Source organism: Celeribacter ethanolicus (assembly GCF_001550095.1).
In the GTDB taxonomy this organism is placed as follows: domain Bacteria; phylum Pseudomonadota; class Alphaproteobacteria; order Rhodobacterales; family Rhodobacteraceae; genus Celeribacter; species Celeribacter ethanolicus.
On the sequence record NZ_LRUC01000006.1, the window covers coordinates 258959 to 279768 of the forward strand.

General features: G+C 63.7%; 16 protein-coding genes. 8 read left to right on the forward strand and 8 right to left on the reverse strand.

Annotated features, from left to right (window positions below):
- Positions 1-65: 65 nt before the first annotated feature.
- From NH195_RS03105 to puuE, 3 genes are read right to left on the reverse strand one after another with little or no spacing between them, the layout of a single operon-like run.
- The gene (locus tag NH195_RS03105; protein WP_066702896.1) at positions 66-560 is read right to left on the reverse strand and encodes an ureidoglycolate lyase; all 495 of its coding nucleotides are present in this window, start codon (positions 558-560) and stop codon (positions 66-68) included.
- Complete coding sequence (locus tag NH195_RS03110) at positions 557-1387, reverse strand: bifunctional allantoicase/(S)-ureidoglycine aminohydrolase (protein ID WP_066702898.1); 831 nt, start codon at positions 1385-1387, stop codon at positions 557-559. Before NH195_RS03110 ends, NH195_RS03105 begins: the two co-directional genes overlap by 4 nt.
- Before the next feature lie 9 nt (positions 1388-1396).
- Positions 1397-2824, reverse strand: a complete 1428-nt coding sequence (gene puuE / locus NH195_RS03115) for an allantoinase PuuE (protein WP_066702902.1) — start codon at positions 2822-2824, stop codon at positions 1397-1399.
- Positions 2825-2975: 151 nt separating this feature from the next.
- On the opposite strand from puuE, the gene uraH reads away from it, so the two are divergent.
- Positions 2976-3335, forward strand: coding sequence for a hydroxyisourate hydrolase (gene uraH, locus NH195_RS03120; RefSeq protein ID WP_066702903.1), 360 nt, complete (start codon positions 2976-2978; stop codon positions 3333-3335).
- 1 nt (position 3336) lies between these two features.
- Positions 3337-4572 (forward strand): urate hydroxylase PuuD, encoded by a 1236-nt coding sequence (locus tag NH195_RS03125; RefSeq protein ID WP_066702905.1) that lies wholly within the window; start codon positions 3337-3339, stop codon positions 4570-4572.
- A gap of 22 nt (positions 4573-4594) precedes the next feature.
- On the opposite strand, the gene NH195_RS03130 is transcribed toward NH195_RS03125, so the two are convergent.
- The 3 genes from NH195_RS03130 to NH195_RS03140 all read right to left on the reverse strand — a co-directional run bounded on the left by NH195_RS03130 (position 4595) and on the right by NH195_RS03140 (position 6598).
- Positions 4595-5590: an aldose epimerase family protein gene (locus NH195_RS03130; protein ID WP_066702907.1), complete on the reverse strand. Its 996-nt coding sequence runs from the start codon at positions 5588-5590 to the stop codon at positions 4595-4597.
- Positions 5587-6327, reverse strand: coding sequence for a 2-dehydro-3-deoxygalactonokinase (locus tag NH195_RS03135; protein WP_066702913.1), 741 nt, complete (start codon positions 6325-6327; stop codon positions 5587-5589). Before NH195_RS03135 ends, NH195_RS03130 begins: the two co-directional genes overlap by 4 nt.
- A 70-nt stretch (positions 6328-6397) precedes the next feature.
- On the reverse strand, positions 6398-6598 hold the full coding sequence (locus NH195_RS03140; RefSeq protein WP_066702916.1) for a heavy-metal-associated domain-containing protein: 201 nt from the start codon (positions 6596-6598) through the stop codon (positions 6398-6400).
- A 103-nt stretch (positions 6599-6701) separates the two neighbouring features.
- Here NH195_RS03140 and NH195_RS03145 point away from each other — a divergent pair, with 103 nt between their 5' ends.
- From NH195_RS03145 to NH195_RS03170, 6 genes are all read left to right on the forward strand, one after another.
- The gene (locus NH195_RS03145) at positions 6702-9140 is read left to right on the forward strand and encodes a heavy metal translocating P-type ATPase (RefSeq protein WP_066703017.1); all 2439 of its coding nucleotides are present in this window, start codon (positions 6702-6704) and stop codon (positions 9138-9140) included.
- A 242-nt stretch (positions 9141-9382) separates the two neighbouring features.
- Positions 9383-12532, forward strand: a complete 3150-nt coding sequence (locus NH195_RS03150) for an Ig-like domain-containing protein (RefSeq protein ID WP_066702919.1) — start codon at positions 9383-9385, stop codon at positions 12530-12532.
- Between the two features lie 65 nt (positions 12533-12597).
- The gene (locus NH195_RS03155; RefSeq protein ID WP_066702922.1) at positions 12598-13941 is read left to right on the forward strand and encodes a TolC family protein; all 1344 of its coding nucleotides are present in this window, start codon (positions 12598-12600) and stop codon (positions 13939-13941) included.
- 449 nt (positions 13942-14390) lie between these two features.
- The gene (locus NH195_RS03160; protein ID WP_238379681.1) at positions 14391-16529 is read left to right on the forward strand and encodes an ATP-binding cassette domain-containing protein; all 2139 of its coding nucleotides are present in this window, start codon (positions 14391-14393) and stop codon (positions 16527-16529) included.
- Positions 16530-16531: 2 nt separating this feature from the next.
- Entirely contained in the window at positions 16532-17698 is a 1167-nt protein-coding gene (locus NH195_RS03165) for an HlyD family type I secretion periplasmic adaptor subunit (protein WP_066702923.1), read from the forward strand.
- A 21-nt stretch (positions 17699-17719) separates the two neighbouring features.
- Positions 17720-18325 carry an NUDIX hydrolase gene (locus tag NH195_RS03170; protein WP_066702924.1) on the forward strand — a complete coding sequence of 202 codons (606 nt, stop codon included), beginning with the start codon at positions 17720-17722 and terminating at the stop codon, positions 18323-18325.
- Here the strand turns inward: NH195_RS03170 and NH195_RS03175 are convergent.
- Together NH195_RS03175 and NH195_RS03180 are read right to left on the reverse strand one after the other, a co-directional pair.
- Positions 18322-20427, reverse strand: a complete 2106-nt coding sequence (locus NH195_RS03175; RefSeq protein WP_066702926.1) for a 3'-5' exonuclease — start codon at positions 20425-20427, stop codon at positions 18322-18324. The genes NH195_RS03170 and NH195_RS03175 overlap by 4 nt on opposite strands.
- A complete protein-coding gene (locus NH195_RS03180; protein ID WP_066702927.1) occupies positions 20417-20806 on the reverse strand; it encodes a response regulator transcription factor in 390 nt (129 codons plus the stop codon). The genes NH195_RS03175 and NH195_RS03180 overlap by 11 nt, the downstream gene beginning before the upstream one ends.
- Positions 20807-20810: the final 4 nt, after the last annotated feature.

Here is a 20810-nt window from a genome sequence, read left to right on the forward strand (position 1 = left end):
GTTTCCATGAAACTGTGCAGGGGAAGCAAGGCTGTGTCGAGGTTTTCCCGTAGGTTGCAGTCCGGTTACGATGCGTCAGAGGTAACGATCCAAGGCGTGTCGAACCAATGTTCTTCGAGGTTCGGGGTGTCCCCGATCCGGTCGATGACGGCGAAAAGACCGTTGCCGGAAAGCGGCGTCAGGACGCCGTGCCATGTGCCACGGTGAAAGTTGATCGCCTGTGCGCCATCGGTGACGAAGGCACGGGGCGGGACGTCAGGACCGTCGGAGACGATCACGAGGAACGGATCGGCGGACATCGGCACGAAGGTTTGGGAGCCTTCCGGGTGGCGTTCGATCAGGTCGAGCGTGTAGGGGAAATCCCGCAGCTCGGCATGGAAGATCGAAATGCCGACGCGACCACCGGTCTCGGGCGTCACATTGACCAAGGCGCGGTCGTGGTAGCGACCGCATTTGCCCTGATTGATGATCTTGTCCGGGGCACCGACCGCGTCGAGCACATCGCCGTAAGGGGCGAAGGCCTCGGGGGTCAGTGGTTCGGTTGTGATGACGCGACTCATCCCAGTTCCAGCTTGGCGTGACGGTTGACGTCTTTGTACAGAAGATAGCGGAACGGGCGGCGACCGGCGGCGTAGCAGGCCTGCGGGCAGAAGGCGCGCAGCCAGAGGAAATCGCCTTCGGAGACCTCGACCCAGTCTTGGTTCAGTAGGTAAACGCCGCGACCCTGAAGCACATAGAGCCCGTGTTCCATGACATGGGTTTCGGCAAAGGGGATGGTGCCGCCCGGCAGGAAGGTCACGATATTGACGTGGAAATCGTAGCGCAAATCGTGCGGATCGACGAAGCGCGACGTGGACCAATAGCCGGAGGTGTTCGGCATCTCCACCGGCGGTTTTTCCATATCGGCGGTGACAAAGCTTTCCGGCGCATCAATACCCGGCGCGGGTTCGTAGCGTTTGCGAATCCACACGAAGGTCGCGGGCGTGTCGTTGTCATTGGCGATGGTGTATGTGTCGCCGGGAGCGACGAAAACATAGCTGCCGGGGTCGAGCTGATAGGCGCGGGCACCGAGAGTGAGGCGCATGTGACCGGCCAGCACGAAGATCACGCATTCCGCCATCGGATCGGGTTCGGGATCGGTGGAGCCGCCACCGGGAGAGACCTCGACGATCAGTTGCGCGAAGGTTTCGGCAAAGCCGGTCAGCGGGCGGGCCAGAACCCATGCACGGGTCTTGTTCCAGCCGGGCAGGTAGCTCACGACGATGTCGGACATCACCCCATGCGGGATGACCGCATAGGAATTGGTGAAGACGGCACGCTCGCGGGCGTGGTTGTTTTGATCGGGCAGCCCGCCTGTGGGGGCGCAGTAGGTGTATTCGGTGCTCATTCGCGTTTCTCAGAGATCCATGTCCTTCAGACGATGCCAAGCGATCCGTTCGACCTGTTTGCAGGCCGTCTTGAATTCGGCGTCCCGGTCGTTGCCGAGCCGGGCGTGGAATGCGTCGAGGATTGTCGCCTTGGTATTGTCTTTCACGGCGATGATAAAGGGGAAGCCGAATTTTTCGGTATAGGCGGTGTTAAGGGTCTCGAAGGTCGTGCGTTCCGCGTCGGTGAGTGTGTCGAGACCGGCGGAGGCCTGTTCGGTGGTGCTCTCAGCCGTGAGGCGTTTGGCCTGCGCGAGTTTTCCGGCGAGATCGGGGTGGGCGATCAGCACGCCGTCTTTCTCGGCCTCCGAGGCGGCACGGAAGGCGCGGCAGAGGACGGAATGGACGCCGACGGCGCTGTCATGCGCCGGGCCGAGTTCGAGGGTCCAGGCGCGTTCGGCCACCCAGGGGGAATGCTCGAACACGCCGCCGAATTTCGCGACGAAGTCCTCTTGCGACATCTGCGAGGGGCGGGTTTTGCGCGTGTGTGGATGGGTTTTGGCCCAATGGCGCGCCATGTCGATGCGGCGGGGCGTCCAGACGCCGTCGAAGGTTTGGATATAGTCGATGAAGCGTTTGAGGCCCGCCATTTTGCCGGGGCGCCCGATCAGGCGACAATGCAGACCGATGTTCATCATCTTCGGCGTGCTGGTCGTACCCTCCGCGTAAAGCGTGTCGAAGGCGTCCTTGAGATAGGTGAAAAACTGCTCGCCGGTGATCCAGCCGGGGCTGGTGGCAAAGCGCATGTCGTTGGCCTCAAGCGTGTAGGGAATGATCAGCTGATCGCGATCACCGACTTCGAGCCAATAGGGCAGGTCGTCGTCGTAGGTGTCGGACACGTAATCGAACCCGCCTTCCTCAGATACGAGACGCACGGTGTTGGCCGAACACCGTCCGGTGTACCAGCCGTAGGGGCGCTCGCCGGTGACTTCTTCGTGCAGCTTGATCGCCGCCTGAATGGAGGCGCGTTCTTCCTCCTCCGGCATGTCCTTGTGTTCGACCCATTTGTAGCCGTGGGACGCGATCTCCCATCCGGCATCCTGCATCGCCGCGACCTGTTCGGGGGAACGGGCGAGGGCCGTGGCGACACCGTAGATGGTCACGGGGATGTCAGCTTCGGTGAACAGCCGGTGCAAACGCCAGAAGCCCGCGCGCGCGCCGTATTCATAGATCGATTCCATGTTCCAGTGGCGCTGGCCCTTCCACATGGCCGCGCCCGCGATGTCCGAGAGGAAGGCCTCGGAGGCCTCATCGCCATGCAGCACGCAGTTTTCGCCGCCTTCCTCATAGTTCAGCACGAATTGCACCGCGACCTTCGCGCCTCCGGGCCATTGCGGATCGGGCGCATTGGCCCCGTAGCCCAACATGTTTCGAACATAGCGCGGTGGATTTTTCGGCATTTCCTTTGGCCTTCGTGTTTTTTGACTAATTGGTAGGCTTGTTAGATATCGAATACTCTTTTGTATCCAATCTGACGAGATTGATTGTTGCTGCGACGACGGCTTTCCGACAGTCTCCAAACGAAACGCTAACTATTTGGGCAGCTTCGCCATGACTTCCGGTTTTTTGACCACCCATGTTCTCGATACGGCCAAGGGGTTGCCGGCCGAGGGGATCGAGATTGCGCTTTTCCGTGTGGACGGGGACAGTCGCGAGAAGATCGCCACGGCCGTGACGAATGACGATGGCCGGACGGACACGCCGATTCTGCCCGCCGGAGACTTTGCGACGGGCACTTATGAACTGATTTTTTATGCAGGCGACTACCTGCGGCGCACGGGGCAAGTCACCGAGGAGCCATTGTTCCTCGATCAAATCCCGATCCGTTTCGGGATCAATGACGCGGAGAGCCATTATCACGTGCCGCTGTTGCTGTCGCCTTACAGCTATTCGACCTATCGGGGGAGCTAACATGACGTTGATGCCGATTTTCTGGGAATGGGCGGAGTTTGCCCTGCGCTGGCTGCATGTGATCACCGCGATTGCGTGGATCGGGTCGTCGTTTTATTTCATCGCGCTCGATCTCGGGCTGCGGCCCTCGTCGGACCGGCGCCAGGGCGTGTCGGGCGAGGAATGGCAGGTCCATGGCGGCGGCTTTTATTTCATCCAGAAATACATGGTCGCGCCTGCGCGGATGCCTTCGGACCTGATCTGGTTCAAATGGGAAAGCTATTCGACCTGGCTCACGGGTTTCGCACTTATGGCGGTGGTCTATTACATGGGGGCGGAGCTTTTTCTCATTGATCCCAACGTGATGGAAATGGGGCGCTGGACCGCAATCGCGATTTCCGTGGCTTCGCTGGCGTTTGGCTGGATCGTCTATAACACGATCTGCAAGCTGATGTTGGGCAAGGACGACACCTGGCTGATGGTCATTCTCTATGTGATCCTTGTGGCGATGGCCTGGGGCTATACGCAGGTGTTTTCGGGGCGGGCGGCCTTCCTGCATCTCGGGGCGTTTACCGCGACGGTGATGAGCGCCAATGTGTTCTTCATCATCATTCCGAACCAGAAGGTGGTGGTCGAGGATCTCAAGGCCGGGCGCACGCCCGATCCGAAATACGGCAAGATCGCCAAGCAACGCTCGACCCATAACAACTACCTGACCCTGCCGGTCATCTTCATGATGCTGTCGAACCACTACCCGCTGGCCTTCGCCGCCAAGTACAACTGGATCATCGCGGCGCTGGTGTTCCTGATGGGGGTCACGATCCGGCATTTTTTCAACACGATGCACAAACGCGGGGGCATGCTGTGGTGGACCTGGGGGCTGACCGTGGGGCTTTTCCTCGCCGTCATGTGGCTGTCGACCGCAGGCATCTACATGCAGGACGAGGGCGAAGACGAAGCCGCCCTTGGCCCGATGGCGCAGCGCTTTGCCTCGGCGGCCGGGTTCGAGGAGGTGCATGATATCGTCACCACCAACTGCTCCATGTGCCATTCCAGAGAGCCCTATTGGGAGGGCATGGCCTCACCGCCGAAAGGCGTGCGGCTTGAGACCACGCAGGAGGTGGCGACCATGGCGAAAGAGATCTGGCTTCAGGCCGGGGTGACCCACGCCATGCCGCCTGCGGGCAGTTACATGGCGCTCGATGACGAGAGCCGCGCGGCCATACGCAAATGGTACGAAGCGGGGCTTGAGGGATAAAAAGGGCGGGGTCTTCCCCGCCTTATTTCTTTGAGAAGGACCAGCGGGTTTCCTGCCGGTAGGTGTCTTCGGGATCGAGACGGACCGAAGGAAAATCGGAGCGGTTCGGCGCGTCCGGCCAGCGCTGGGCCTCAAGTGCGACGCCGCAAAACCCGACCTCCGGCACGCCGCGATGGCCGTTCATCGCGCCGCTGCCGATGGGGGCGGCGTCGAAGACCTGAAGCCCCGGTTCGGTCGTGTTCATGCGCAGCGTTACGCCGCTGGTGCCGCGCAGGATCGCAGCGGGTTTCATCTTGCCCGGCCCGTCCGCAAGGCAGAAATTGTGATCATAGCGCTGGGCGTCTGAAGGGCGCAGCACATGGCCGTCGCTCAGATCGAAACCCGTGCCGCTGACGTCCAGCACGCCGGTGGGGATCATCCGACCGTCGACCGGGGTGTAGCGGTCGGCGAAGACCTGAAGCCAATGGCCGTCGGTGGTCGCCGTGCCGTCGAGGTTCCAATAGGAATGGTTGGCGAGGTTCAAAAGCGTCGGCGCATCGGTGGTGGCGGTGAGTTCAAGACGAAGCGTCGCGGGGGCCTCGACCGTATAGCGCGCGGTGATCAGGCGGTTGCCGGGAAAGCCGCCCTTGCCGTCGGGCAATGTCAGGGTCAGCGTCACGGAGGTGGCGCTCAGGGCCGCGATCTTCCACAGTTCGGTATGCAGCCCTTGGGGGCCGCCATGCAGGAGCGTCTCGCCCTCGTTGGCTTCGAACCCCAGTTCCCGCCCGTCAAGCTCCGCCCGCGCGCCGGAAATCCGGTTGGCAACCGGGCCGACGATGGCACCGAAATACTCCATTGGTCCGTGTTCATAGGCGGCAATCTCGGTTCCGCCGAGTGTAAGCCCATAGGGTACGCCGCGCAGGCGCACGTCGTTGAGGATTGCGCCATAGGACAGGACGGTGACGCTGAGATCGCCAGCGGTCAGTGTGATCGCGTCGACGCGGCGCCCGTCTTTCAGATGACCGAAAAGTTCCTTCATCGGGTCAACCTTTCACGTGCAAGGCGTAGTCCGGCGAGGGTCATGGCGTGGCCATCTGCCTGTGAGACTGGGACGAACTGGCTTTCAAGGGCTGTGCGATAGGGGGCGCGGAGAGGGGCGGGGGCGATGACGGCCACGGGTTGGCCGAGCCAATAGGCGCGTGTGGCGGCGAGTTCGGCACCGATCAGCGCGGCTGTGGCACGGGAGGCGGCCTCAGGAGGGGTGATCTCGTCCAGATCGACCTCGGCTTTTAGCGCGGCCAGTCGCAGGGGGGCGTGTTCCGGGCGGGACATGGTGTCGGAAAGCGCCTCGGTAAAGGCCTCTGGATCGCCGAGTGTCAGCCCGTCGAAGGCGGTGCTCACCATGGTGCCGGTCAGAAACCGCCGCATGGAGACGATTTCCTCGGCGCTGACATGGGCCCAGAGGGTCGACGTGGCGGAGGGCAGGCAGAGGATGCCGTCGAATTTCGGATTTTGCGCGATGAACCCGGCCAGCGTCACCTCTTCGCCCTGTGTGACGGTGCGGGGATGATCCTGCGACAGCGGCGGGATGTCGGGAGAGGGCAGAGCGTCGGGCAGGGCGGTGCAGGGCAGATTGCGGGCGGGTGCAGAGGTGCCTGCGATGACAGAAAGGCCGCTGCGCTCCGTGGCTTCGGAGAGGAGCGGGGCAGAGGAGGCGCTGTCGAGATCCCAGAGCCATAGCTCCGTCCCGTCGAAGATCCCCGCCTGTGCGCTCATCCGTGCCTCCCTCGTGTCATAGTGTTTATGGCGCGGGGGGCACGGGGTTGCAATGGGGCGCTGGCGTCGATCAGCTTTTGAGTTCGGCCGGGTAGCCCGCCTTTTTCAGCGCGTCGAGAATGGCTTCGTCGCCGGCTTCGGAGAAGACGTCGATTTCGTGCGCGTTCATATCGGCCTCGATCTCGACCGTGTCGTCGATGGCTTCGAGCGCTTCGGTGATGGCGGCCTTGCAATGGCCGCAGGTCATGTTGGGAACGGAAAAGACGGACATGGTTCGACACCCTTTCATGAAAATCTGCACGGAGCGCTCGAAGGCGCTATGGCTCTGCGCTATATATCTAACTCCGATCCGTCAGAAGACCAGAGTGGAAAAGATGCACAGCACCCGTTTCTCCGTCGAAGGTATGACCTGCGCCTCCTGTGTGGGGCGTGTCGAGCGCGCTTTGAAGGGGACGGAGGGCGTTGAGGCGGCCAATGTGAACCTTGCGACCGAAACGGCGGATGTGCGCTTCGGCGACGGTGTCGATGTGGCGCGTCTGGTCGAGGTGCTCGACAAGGCGGGCTATCCGGCGCGGGTGGAGGAACTGACGTTCGATGTGCAGGGCATGACCTGCGCCTCCTGTGTCGGGCGGGTCGAACGGGCCTTGCAGGCGGTCGAGGGGGTGACGGCAGCCTCCGTCAATCTCGCGACCGAGACGGCGACGGTGACGTATCTGAGGGGCGTGCAGGATGCCGAAAGCCTGACCAAGGCCATCGCCGGGGCGGGCTATGAGGCAAAGCCGCGGGTCGATACGACGGCCGAACCGGTGAACCGCAAGGAAAGCGAAGCGCGGGAGATCCGCGGCAAGCTGATCCTCGCCGCTGTGCTGACCCTGCCGATTTTTCTGATCGAGATGGGCGGGCATCTGATCCCGGCTCTGCATCATTGGTGGATGATGTCCGTGCCGGAATGGCTCTGGCGGATGGTGCAATTTGCCTTGGCGACCGTAATCCTTGCGGTGCCGGGGCGGGTGTTCTTTGCCAAGGGCATCCCGGCGTTGCTGAAAGGCGGGCCGGATATGAACGCTCTGGTCGCGCTGGGCGCAGGCGCGGCCTATCTGTTTTCGACCTTCGTGACCTTCTTGCCCCGTGCCGTGCCGATGGGCGCGCAGAACGTCTATTTCGAAGCTGCCGCCGTGATCGTGACCCTGATCCTGCTGGGTCGCTGGCTTGAGGCGCGGGCCAAGGGGCGCACGGGCGAGGCGATCCGCAAACTCGCCGGAATGCGCGCGAAAACCGCACGAGCTGAGCGCACGGGCGAGGTGGTCGAGGTTCCGATCGAAGAGATCAAGGTGGGCGATGTGCTGCACCTGCGTCCGGGCGAGAAGATCGCGGTGGACGGCAAGGTTTTGTCGGGCGACAGCCATGTCGATGAGGCGATGATTTCGGGCGAACCGCTTCCGGTGGCGAAAGCCGAAGGATCGCCGGTGATCGCGGGCACGGTCAATGGCGAAGGCACGATGACTTATCTGGCCGAAAAGGTCGGCGCCGACACCATGCTGGCGCAGATCATTCGCATGGTCGAGGACGCGCAGGGTGCGAAACTGCCGATCCAGTCGATGGTCGACAAGGTGACGATGTATTTCGTCCCGGTCGTGATGGGGCTGGCGGCGCTGACCGTGCTGGTCTGGCTGATCTTCGGGCCGGAGCCTGCGCTGGCGCATGCTTTGGTCGCGGGCGTTGCGGTGCTGATCATTGCCTGCCCCTGTGCCATGGGGTTGGCAACGCCGACCTCGATCATGGTGGGCACGGGGCGCGCCGCCGAGCTTGGCGTGTTGTTTCGCAAGGGCGATGCGTTGCAGGGCTTGCAAGAGGTCAAGGTGATTGCCTTCGACAAGACCGGCACGCTGACCGAAGGACGTCCGGATGTCACCGAGGTGACGGTTCTGGCGGGCGAGGAAGACGCGCTTCTGGCGGAGGTCGCCGCAGTCGAGGCCAAGTCGGAACATCCCATCGCGCGGGCCATCGAGCGTGCCGCCGAGGCGCGGAGGCTGGTTTTGCCGCAGGTCGACAAGGCACGGGCGATTGCCGGGCACGGGATCAAGGCGGAGATCGGCGACGTGACGCTGCATGTCGGGAACATGCGGCTGATGACCCGCGAAAAGATCGACACCGCGCCGTTCGAAGCGCCGCTTACGGCGTTGGCAGAGCGGGGGCGCACCCCGGTTCTTGTGGCCCGTAACGGGGTGGCGGTGATGGTGATCGGGATTTCTGATCCGGTGCGGCCCGCTTCGCGCAAGGCGGTCGAGGCGCTTCATGCGCGCGGCATCAAGGTGGCGATGGTGTCGGGGGATACCCGCCGCGCCGCAGAAGTGATCGCGCGGGATCTCGGGATTGATCATGTCGAGGCAGAGGTGCTGCCCAAGGGCAAGGCCAAGATCGTCGCGGCGCTCAAGGAGACCCATGGCGCGGTCGGTTTCGTCGGTGACGGGATCAACGACGCGCCGGCGCTGGCCTCGGCGGATGTCGGCATCGCGGTCGGCACCGGCACGGATGTCGCGATCGAGGCGGCGGATGTAGTGTTGATGGGCGGTGACCCGTCGGCGGTGGTGACCGCCTATGACGTCAGCCACAAGACCATGGTGAACATCCGGCAGAACCTGTTCTGGGCCTTTGCCTATAACGCGGTGCTGATCCCGGTGGCGGCAGGCGTGCTCTATCCTGGGTTCGGGCTTCAGCTTTCACCGATGCTGGGGGCGGGTGCGATGGCGATGTCTTCGGTGTTCGTGGTGTCGAATGCGCTCAGGCTGCGACGGATGGCTGCGGCATTTTGAAACGGCTGGAAGGGCGGTAGTTGCGGCCTGGCTGCAATATCTTGGCCATTTCGCAACATCTGGAGGGGGAAGCCACAACCTTGCGTTGATTTTGTGGCGAAAAGGTCAAAATGGTTAACGGCTGTGCATTTCTCCCCTAGCCTGAGAATCGCCTTTCCCGTAATTTCTGCGCGACAGAAACGAAAAGCCGCGGCGGATTTTCCCGGACGCGGATGTTCCTCGAGCAGAAGTGAATTGGTAAAATGTTGGGATTGCAATATTCCGTCCGCGATCATGCGGGCAGCGTTAGCACAGGCACGCTTTCCTTGTCCGGCAACAGCGAAGTGATCGCGGTTCAGGACGTCGAAGATATCTCCCTGAATATGTCGAGCGCCGCGGTCAGCGGCTATACCCGACAGGGCGGCGATCTGGTGATCGGGCTTGTCGGTGGCAAGACGATTGTGCTTGAGGGCTATTTCGAGGGCGAGCATGAGTTGCTGCTCTCCGAGCACGGGGCGATGACCCGGGTCGATTTCGTGGACGAGGGCGAAGGACCGCTTGTCGCGGGGTATCAGGACATCGACCTGAGCGGCAAATGGAGCGAATATGATCAGCTTGCCTTCCTCGATCTCGAACGGGTCGAGCCGGTGGTCGCACCGATTGCGGCGGCAGGGCTCGGCTGGCTCGGCGGTGCAGGGGTGGCGGCGGCCGGTGTGGCCGGGATTGCGGTCGTGGACGACCTGCTGGATGGCGATGGCGGCGGCAAGGGCGGCAATGGCAATGCCGACACGACGGCGCCGGATGTGTCGATCCTGTCGGGCGTGGAAAGCTCCGGCGACTATGTGAACGGCGCGATTTACGACAGCGGCAGCTATGTGATTTCCGGTGAGGGCGAGGTTGGGGCCACGGTCACGGTCGAGATCAACGGGACGACGCAAACGGTCGTGGTCGGCACGGACGGCACCTGGAGCACGACCTTCGAGAGCGGCTCCATCGACACGGGCGAATACACCACCGGCGTCACCGTCACGGCGACGGACGCGGCGGGGAACTCGACCACGGTGACAGACACGCTGGTCGTGGACACCGAGGCGGAGGATCTGAGTTTCGACACGGTCGAGGGCGACGATGTGGTCAATATCGCGGAAGCCTCCGACGATGTGATCGTCTCCGGCCAGTCCGAAGCGGGCGCGACCGTGGTGGTCGAGCTCGAAGGTCAGACGGTCGAGACCACCGTGGCGGAAGATGGCACCTGGTCGGTGACCTTCGATGGCAGCAGCCTGCCCGCGGGCACTTATGACAGCACGGTCACCGCGACGGTCACCGATGCCTATGGCAATGCCGCGACCTACACGCATGAGATTTCCATCGACCTTGAGACCTCGCTGACCGTGGACGACGACAGCGCGGGCGGCGACGGCACGGTGAATGCCTCCGAAATGGCTGGCGGTGTGACGCTCACGGGCACGGGCGAGGCGGGGGCGTCGGTCACGGTGACGGTCGAGGGTGTGTCGCGCACGACGACCGTGACGGAGGACGGATCGTGGTCGGTGACCTATGAGAGCGGCACGTTGCCGGAAGGCACCTACAGCACGGAGGTCACCGCGACTTCGACCGACCTGGCCGGGAACAGCACATCCGCGACCGGCACGTTCCACATCGACACCACCACGGGCGTTGCGATTGATGCGGGCCATTCCGGCGGCGATGAGACCGTCAACCTTTCCGAGAGCCAGCAGACGATGAGCTTTACCGGCACGGCGGAAGCGGGTGCGACGGTCGTTGTGACGCTGGCAGGCGTGTCGGTCACCACCATGGCCGATGACACTGGCACCTGGACCGCGAGCTATGCGGCGGGGACGCTGACAGGCGGTGAATATGATACCACCCTGACCGCCGTTGCCACCGATGCGGCGGGCAATACGGCGACCAGCACCAGCGTGGTGCATGTCGACACGGTTGCGGGCAATATCACGCTGACGACGCCGATCGAGGGGGACAATGTGATCAACGCCACCGAGGCCTCCGACGGGGTCTGGATCACCGGCACGGCGACGGCGGACGAAACCGTGACCGTGACGCTGGCGGGGGTCTCGCACACGGTGACCTCGACGACGGGCGGCACCTATTCGGCCTTCTTCGCCGCCTCCGAGATCACGGCGGGCGAGTATGACAGCACGGTCACCGCAACGCTGACCGACGCGGCGGGCAACACCGCCTCCGTGCAGGCGGCGGTGGAGATCGACACCTATGTGTCGAATTTCGCGGAAACCGGAGTGCAGGGCGGCGCGGATGGCGTGATCAACGCGGCGGAAGCAAGCTCCGGCGTCGTGCTCTCGGGCACGGTCGAGGTGGGGTCCACAGTGGTGTTGTCCTTCAATGGCCAGAGCTACACCGCCACGGTCGATGCCTCAGGCAACTGGAGCGCCGCGATCCCGGCCTCGGCACTGCCGTCGGGCGAAGGATCGGCGGATGTGTCGGTCACCGCGACCGATCCGGCGGGCAACACATCGACCCTGACCGAGACGCTGAGCTACGACACCTATGTGAACGCGCTGAAGCTTTCGGCGGATGCGGGCGGCGATCTCTATCTCAACCTCGAGGAAATCAATGACGGCGCGACCCTGACCGGGATCGTGGAGGTCGGCTCCACCGTTTATGTGACGCTGGAGGGGGTGACCCGCCAGGCCAGTGTCGATGCGGATGGCAACTGGAGCGTGACCTTTGCCTCGGGTGAGATTGCCGAAGGCACTTACGAGACCGATGTCGTGGTGACGGCGACCGATGCGGCGGGCAACACCCTGTCGGAGACCACGACGATCACCGTCGACACGGAGATCGACAGCACCGGTATCGAAGGTGTCATGCGCTATGTCGACGGGGTCGGGTCCGTCATGGTCACCGACACGGGCGACGAGATGTCGGTTTATGCCCTGGACGAGAGCGGAACGGTCAGCGCGATCACGCATACGGATACCGATCTCGGCGACACGCTGTTCATGAGCTTTGACACCCATGTTTCGAACGGCGATCAGATCGTCATCACCGCCGAAGATGCGGCGGGGAACAGCTCCGACACGCTTCTGGTGCTCGATACGACGAACGAACGGCCCGATGGCGCCTATTTCGAAGTGGATCTCGACAATTCCGGCCTCGATCAGTTCGACCTCGGCGCGATTGATCTTCAGTTCGTCAACGGTGGCGAAGTGAGCCTGTCTTCCGCCGATCTCGACCGGCTTCTGGGCGAAGAGGGCACGCTGACCATTCACGGTGGCGAAGACGATCGTGTGGTGTTCGAGGAGAGCGCAACACTCTCCGGCAGCGTGACCGAGGATGGCAACACCTATGACATCTATACGCTGGGCGACGATCAGGTGTTGGTCGATCACGACATCGAAGTCGTTCTGCCCTGAGGCAGGCCGACTACGGGCGGGGGCATCCCGCCCGTATGGCAACGGAGGTGAGGAGCAACAAGGGCATGAGCGTGCGACCACAGTTCGGCATCGCGATCGGTGCGCTTTTGGTCTCCGCCATGGGGCTGGGTGGCTGTGTCGGCGGCACAGGGGCCGGCCTGTCTCCGGTTGCAATGTTCAAGACCGACCGGTTCGACAGCGGATCGGGACAAGCCCCGGTCTCCGACCACGCCCTGTCCGACGCCAATGAAGGCGAGGGCTCCCCGCTGATTTCCGATCTCTTGGCGCGACCGTCGGTCCTGCCCGCAGGTTCCGCTTACGGGCAGGTCGCCTCCGCCGTACTCGCCACCTCTTCGGGGCTGGCGCAGGCGGAGCTTCGGGCCTCGAAAATGCGCGCGGTGGCGCGGGAGAAGAACTGGCTGCCGACCATCGGACCGGACATTTCGCTCAGTTCTCTGGGCAAGCTGGCGGGCGGGTTGCTGGTCGAGGCGACGCTTTATGACAATGGCAAGCGCAAGGCGGAACGCGCCTTTGCCGCCGCCGATGTCGAGGTCTCCGCCGTCGCCCTGTCGCAGGATATGAACGACCGGGTGTATGAAGGGCTGACGCTTTACATCACGATTTCCGAGGCGCGCGAAAAGGCGGATATGGCCGAGCGCGGTCTGGGCCGGATGCGCGAGTTCAACCGGGTGGTGACCGAACGCGTCAAGGGCGGGGCGTCGAGCCTGTCGGACCAGCGCGTGGTCGGGTCTATCATCTCGGAAATGGAACATGAGGCACGCACCCATCGCGAGGCCGAAACCAGCGCGCGCGAGGAGCTTGCGACACTGACCGGCGGTGCGGCGCTTCCGGTGCTGGAGCAGGCCACGGGGATTGCGGCCCCGTCGGGCGCGCTGATCCCTCTCGATGTGTTGCGCGCCGAGGCGGAGGCGAAACGTACCGTTGCCGAGGCACAGGCGGAACGGGCCGCGATGTTGCCGACGCTGAGTGCTTCGACCTTGTTCGGACAATCGGACAGTTCGGGGCTTGGCTATGAAGGCGGCGGGCTTGGGCTGGGCACCGCCGCCGAGATGGAAGCGAGCCGGGCGCGCGAGGCGGCGGCTCAGGCCACGGTCGCGCAGGCGCGGGAAAGTGCCGCCCGCCGTGCCGCACGGGCCGAGAGCCGGTTGACGGCGTTGCGCCGTCAGGAGCGGGACGCCGCCGATCTGGTGCAGCAGACCCGCGCCAATTACCGGATTTTTCAGGATCAGTTCGAAGCCGGTCAGAAATCCGTCATGGATGTGCTGAACGTCTATGAGCAGATGATCCGCGAGGAGCTGAAACATATTGATATCAAATATGAAATTGCTCTGACCGAGTTGGAGATTGCGCGCGACAAGGGCGCCTTGGCCGAGGGGAGGGCGATTTGAGCCGGTCCCCGAAACTTGCCTTTACCCTGAGCACGGCGCGCCCCAAGGTGCCTGAGGATGTGTCGAACCATCCGAAAGCGCCCGCGCCTCTGACGGTGCATCTCGGCGCGCCGAAGGTGGAGGCGCGGCCCGCGCAACCTAAGCTTTCCAGCGATCCGGTCGAGGCGAAGAAACAGGCCGCCAAAGAGGCGCTCCGGCGCAAGGCGGCCGAGGCGACGCGCGCGGCGCAGGAGCGTGAAACGGCACGTGTGCGGGAGATCGAGGCCGAGCGTGAGGGACGTGAGACGGCGAAGGCACAGAGGCTGGAGCGCGCACGCCAGGCTGCGGATGCGACCGCCGGGATCACGGCTGCTGCAAAGCTGCGGGAGCCGGTTCATGAGGCTGCGCCCATGCCTGCGCCGGGCGCGACCCCGGAGATGGCAGTCGTGCCCTCAGCCGTTGCGGAACCGATGCCGGAGCCTGCCATGCTGCCCTTGGCCCAGCCGGTGTTTTCGCGGCGGATCATCCAGCGCGCCGAACTGGTCGTGGCGCTGGCCAGTCATCTCGGGCAACGGGCGATGGTCTCCGACATCATCGAGAGCCTTGCCGATCAGACCGGCGCGGAGATCCCTCCCGAGGCGATGTTGCGCGCCGTGCGGGGCACGGGGCTGACCGCCGAACTGGCGCGTCCGGGCGCTCTGACGGCGAAGCTCTGGCCGGCGCTGGTCTATATGTCTTCGGGGCATGTCGTTCTTGTGCTCAAGCAAAAGGGCGATGTGCTGACCATCCATGACACCACCGCGCCGGATCAGCGCGCGGATGTGTCGCTTGCGGAATTCGCGCCGTTTTTCACCGGGGTGCTGGTCCGGGCCGGGAAAACATTGGAGACGATTTCGGCGCAATATGTGCCGGATTTGTCAAAAAAACACTGGTTCTGGGGTCAGTTTGGTGCGTTCAGACGCCAGATCGGCGAGATCGCTCTGGGCTCCTTGGTGGCCAATATGCTGGCCGTCGCGGTCGCGATGTTTTCGCTACAGGTCTATGACCGGGTGATCCCGCATCAGTCGCAGGCGACGCTTTGGGTGCTGGCTCTGGGTGCGGTCATGGCGATTGCGCTCGAAGCCGTTCTCAAGCTCGCGCGGTCGCGGTTGATGGACGGCGCCGGGCGACAGATCGAGATGCGGGTGCAGTCGATGCTGATGGGGCGGCTGTTGGGCATGCGGTCCGATGCGCGTCCGACGACGCCTTCGGGCCTGTTCTCCGCGATGCGGGAATTCAGTTCGGTGCGGGAATTTTTCACCGCCTCGACCATCGGCTCGGTGGCGGATATTCCGTTCATCTTTCTGTTCTTCGCGCTGGTGGCTTCCATCGCCGGGCCGGTGGTGTTCATCCTGCTTTTGGGCGCGGTGATCATGGTGGTGCCGGGATATGTCATGCAGAAACGCATGATGCGGCTGACGCAGGAGACGCAGGGCGCCTCGGCCAGAGCATCGCGCCTATTGCATGAGGCGGTGTTCGAACTCGATACGATCAAGACCCAGCGCGGCGAAGAGCGGGTGCGGCGGATCTGGGACGAGCTGAACCTGTTGTCGGCGGCGAAATCCTCGGAACAGCGCAAGCTCTCGGGCATGCTGACCTTCTGGTCGCAAGGAGTGCAACAGCTCACTTATGTGTCCGCCGTGGTGGCTGGGACCTACCTTGTGTTTGCGGGCGAATTCACCGTGGGGACGATCATCGCGACGGGGATTTTGACCTCGCGCACTTTGGCGCCTCTGACGCAATTGTCGGGCACGATGGCGCGCTGGACGAATGTTAAAACCGCGCTCGACGGGCTCGACGCGATTGCCACCGCGCCACAGGATGCGGGCGAGGATCGCAATTTCCTGCGCCGTCCGGAGATCCGGGGGGATTATGCGCTGCGCGAGGTGCAATTTCGCTACGATGCGGAAGGCGCGCCAACGCTGGACCTGCCCGCTGTCGATGTGAAACAAGGCCAGAGAATTGCGGTCCTTGGCGCAAATGGGTCCGGGAAAAGTACATTTCTGAAACTTCTGGCCGGGCTTTATGCGCCGTCGCAGGGCCGCATCCTGCTCGATGCCGCCGAGATGAGCCAGATCGACCCGCGCGACATTCGCCGCAATGTTGGCTATCTCGGGCAGGACGTGCGGTTGTTTGCCGGGACGCTGCGCGACAACCTCAATCTTGGGGGGCTGGAGCGCGACGACGACCGGCTCTTGGCGGCGCTGGATTTCGCAGGCCTTGGGGCTTTTGTGAGGTCGCATCACCGGGGGCTCGACCTTGAGATCCGTGATGGCGGCGAGGGGCTTTCGGTCGGGCAGCGCCAGTCCATCGGCTGGGCGCGGTTGTGGTTGCAGAACCCCTCCGTGTGCCTGTTGGACGAGCCGACCGCCGCGCTGGATCAGGGGCTTGAGAGCGCGCTGGTTGCGCGGTTACAGGGCTGGCTGGCCGGGCGCACGGCGATCATCGCGACGCATCGCATGCCCATCGTAGGGCTCACGGATCGCTGCATGGTGTTCCATCAGGGGCGTCTCAAGGTCGATGGACCGCGTGAGCAGGTCATGGCGCATCTGAGCCGGAAGGACGGGTGAGAATGGCGTTCGACGATGTTCTGGCCCGCGACATGGATCGGCCCGGCTGGGTGATCAGGATTTCGGCGCTCGTGGTGCTTTTGTTCCTGATCTGGGCGGCGATTGCGCGGGTGGACGAGATCGTGCGCGCCGACGGGCAGATGATTTCCTCGTCCCGGCCGCAGATCGTGCAAAACCTCGAAGGTGGAATCCTGTCGGAGCTTCTGGTCCATGAGGGGCAGGAGGTCGAACAGGGGCAGGTGCTGGCGCGGTTGCAGGGGACGGAGTTTCGCACCTCCGCCGACGATCTTCAGGAAAAACTGGATGCTTTGGAGGTTCGGCAACTCAGGCTTGAGGCAGAGATGGCGGGGGAGGATGCTTTTGAGGTGTCCGAGGACCTCGCCGCCCGCGCGCCCAATGTTCTGGCCTCCGAGAAGGCGCTTTTGTCGGCGCGGGTGGACGATTATCTGGCGCGCAAGGACGGGGCTATGGCGGTTTTGAAACAGGCCGAGGCGGAGCGTTCGATGATGGAGGACATGCTCAAGAAAAACGTCGTGGCGCTCATCGAGGTGACGCGGGCGCGCAAGGCGCATTCGGACGCGCAGCTCAAATACAACGAGATCGTGACGCAGGCGGAGCTTGAGCGGGCGGAGGATTATTCCGATACGCTCAAGGAACTGGCCTCGGTAAAACAGGCGCTGACTCTGGCGCAGGATCAGTTGGGGCGCACAGTGATCACCGCGCCGATGCGCGGCATCGTCAACAACCTGACGGTGACCACCATCGGTGGCGTGATCCGCCCCGGTGAGGAACTGGTCCAGATCATTCCGGTCGACGAGGAGCTGTTCATAGAAGCGCATGTGCGGCCCGAGGACATCGCCCATGTCGAGCCGGGGCAGGAGGCGACGATCAAGCTATCTGCCTATGATTACACGATTTACGGCTCTCTCAAGGGGACGGTGCAGGTGGTCTCCGCCGACACGTTCAAGGACGAGCGCGACCCGAATGCCCAGCCCTATTACCGGGTGACGGCGACGGTCGATCTCGGCAGTCTCACGGAGCGGCAGCAAAAGATCGAGATCCGGCCCGGCATGCGGGCGCAGGTGGAACTGCACACCGGCTCGAAGACCTTTCTGCAATATCTTCTGAAACCGCTCTACAAATCGCGTGAGGCCTTTCGCGAACCGTGAGAGCCGGGTAGGGTTGCTGGCATGAGCAGTGAACTTCCGATCCGCGATGCCGCCACGGTCATCCTTTTGCGCGAGGGCGCGGAAGGGCCGCGTGTCCTGATGGGGCAACGCGGGCGCAGTGCGGTGTTCATGCCCGGCAAGTTCGTGTTTCCCGGCGGGGCCGTGGACGCGGCGGATTTTGAGGCGCCTCTGCCCGGGGCGCTCGATCCGGTGACGCAGAGACGGCTGTCGGCGGAGAGCACGCCGGGGCTGGACGCGGCGCTGGCCAATGCCGCGCTGCGGGAGTTGCGGGAGGAAACCGGGTTGGTGCTGCCCTCCGTGGCGGAGTTGCAATTCGTCTTTCGCGCCATCACGCCGCCGGGGCGACCGCGGCGGTTCGATGCGCGGTTCTTCCTGGTGAATGCGGCGCATCTCGCGTGTGATGCGGATGATTTTTCCGCCGCAGAGGACGAACTTTCGCATCTGCAATGGGTGACGCTGCACGGTGCGCGGGGCTTTGATTTGCCGTTTGTGACCCGTGTGGTTCTGGCGGAGATCGAAGCGGCCTTCGGGCGGGCGATGCCGCCCGATCATGTGCCGTTCTACGATCACCGGGGCACGATTGGGCAGATCAGGGCGCTGTTTTAGGCGCCGGTCGCCTCGTTCGCGTCCTGCAACAACCGCTTGTGCTTGCGCATCTCGGTGAGCGCGTCGCCAAAGGTGCGAATGCCTTTTTCCTCTGCCATGCGCAGCAGTTTGATGAACACTTCTGCCGTCGCGATCGTGTCGCCCATGGCGGTATGTCGGGCCTCTGGCGGGATTTTCACGCCGAGCCGCGTGGAGATCGCATCGAGCGTGTGCTCTTCCGACTGGCCGAAGACGATGGCGGACAAAAGCACGGTGTCGAGTACCGGGTTGGTGAATTTCGCACCGATCCCGGCCTCGTGACGGCGCAGGAATTCGAGATCGAAGGGCGCATTATGGGCGACCAGAACCGCCCCGCGCGCGAAACTGTGCAATTGCCGCCCGACCACGTCGATCTTTGGCGCATCCTTCACCATCTCGTTGGTGATGTGATGCACGGCGGTGGCCGAGGGCGGGATGGCGCGTCCGGGGTTCACCAGTTGATCGAGGCTTTCGGTCTCGACCACCTTGCCGTTGACCACGCGCAGCGCTGCGATCTGACAAATCTCGTCGCCTTGCGACGGCAGAAGCCCGGTGGTTTCCGTGTCGAAGACGACATAGGCGAGGTCGGACAGTGGGCTGTCCATCAGTTCCTTGGGCGGGGTGCGGCTCAGCAGATCGAAATCGTAGGTGGCGGTGCGGCGACCGTCGCCGAAACTGCGGCGCAGCCGACGCGCTTCGCGGATCGGCAGTTTGAGAACCGCGCGTGAGCCGCGCCCGAATTCGGGCCAGGCTTCGGTGCCGTGAACGCGCAGGATCGCGCGACCGCTCATGTCCGCGAGACCGACGTCGAGCGGTTCCCTGAGCCAGCTTTCCAGCATGTCGACCGAAAGCGCATCGCCGCTCCAGCCCAATGCCAGCATTGCGCCTGCGTCTTCGTCGCGGCTGATCAGAAAGGAAAAGGCGCGCGCCCCTTCGGCGGACAGGCGGCGAACGATGTGTGCGAGCAAAGCGACGATCTGCACGGCATCGAGCGTCAGGGCCATGGGGTCGGTCGTGTCGGCGGCAAGCGCGATGTCCTCTTCGGCGAGTTGGGCGGTGAGCGCATCGCAAAGCTCGCTGGCGCGGACCTGTGCCATCGGCCACCAGTCGGATTTATGCGCTTCGTATTCGGCATCGAGCGCCGCGACCTCATCGGTGAGGCGCTCGATCTCGGAGGTGAGGGCGGTGTCGAGCCGTGGATCGTCCTGCCCGTTCTCTTCCATGCGGGCGGCAAGTGCGGTACGCAGCGCGGTGAGCGAGGGACGAAGCCGGTCGAAGAGACGGGAGAGAAGGCGCTCCCGCTCGGCATGTAGTGCCAGATCGGCGGTGACGTCATCGAGCGTGAGCACATAGGGCGGGGAAATATCGCCTTCGTCGGGGGCATGCATGAGACGCATCCGGGCGGAGAGCACCTCGGCGCCATGCACGGTCGCCACGGTGAGCGGCAGGACATGGCCGTCGCCGCCTTCTCCGGCGCAAAGCCGTGCATAGGCGGAGAGGATCGGACGGGCGCGCAACAGATCGAAGATCGAATGATCGAGACCGGGAGGATGATCGGCGGACAGAAGTTCCGCCGCCGCGCCATTGTAAAAGGCGATCTTGTGCAGCCCGGACAACAGCACGACGCCGTGCGGCATCTCGGCGGACAGGGCGGTGAGTTTTTGCTTCTCCTCGACCAGACGCGTGGTTTCCTGCGCGACGGTTTCGGCGAGTTTGTTGCGGGTGGCGGCGAGATTCGCGGTCACTGCCTGCGCCGCAGGGGCGAGATCGCCGAGGTAGCGCGCGGTTTTGGCGTCGAGCGCCTCCTCGACATCGGCATGCGCGCGGGCCAGAAGCGCGCCTGCGAGGCGCTGGATCGGACGGGCGACATGTTCGTCGAACAGGAACCAGACCCAGGCGACGACGGCCAATGTAGCGAAGCCCGCGATGACACCGGCAAAGACGAAGCCCCCGAGGGCTGCGGGATCGTCCATCCGGGTGAAGCCGAGATAGAGCCCGACCGCCTCGCCGGAGATCGCGACCACGGCGAGGAAGGCGAAGAACAGGAAGACCCGAAGGCGCAGGGACCAGTGCTCAAGTTTCATGGCGGCCTCCTTCGATCAGTCGTGTGACCGTGCCGCGCAAGTCCTCGGTGGCGAAGGGCTTGCTCAGGAAAGCGTCGGCCCCCATGGCGAAGCCCTTGCGTTTCTCCGGCTCGGAACAGCGGGCGGACATCATCAGCACGGGGATCGGGGTGAGGGCAGGGTCGCGGCGCATCTGTTGACAGATCTCGTAGCCCGACCGGCCGGGCAGGGTCACGTCGAGGATCACCAGAGCGGGCGTTTGTGCGCGGATGTTCGGCAGGGCCTGATCGCCATCGGCGACGCGCAGGATGTCATGACCGAGACGCGACAAAAGGACCTCGACCGCGATGGCGATGTTGTCCTCGTCTTCGACAAGCAGGATGCGGGACGGTTCGGCCATGATG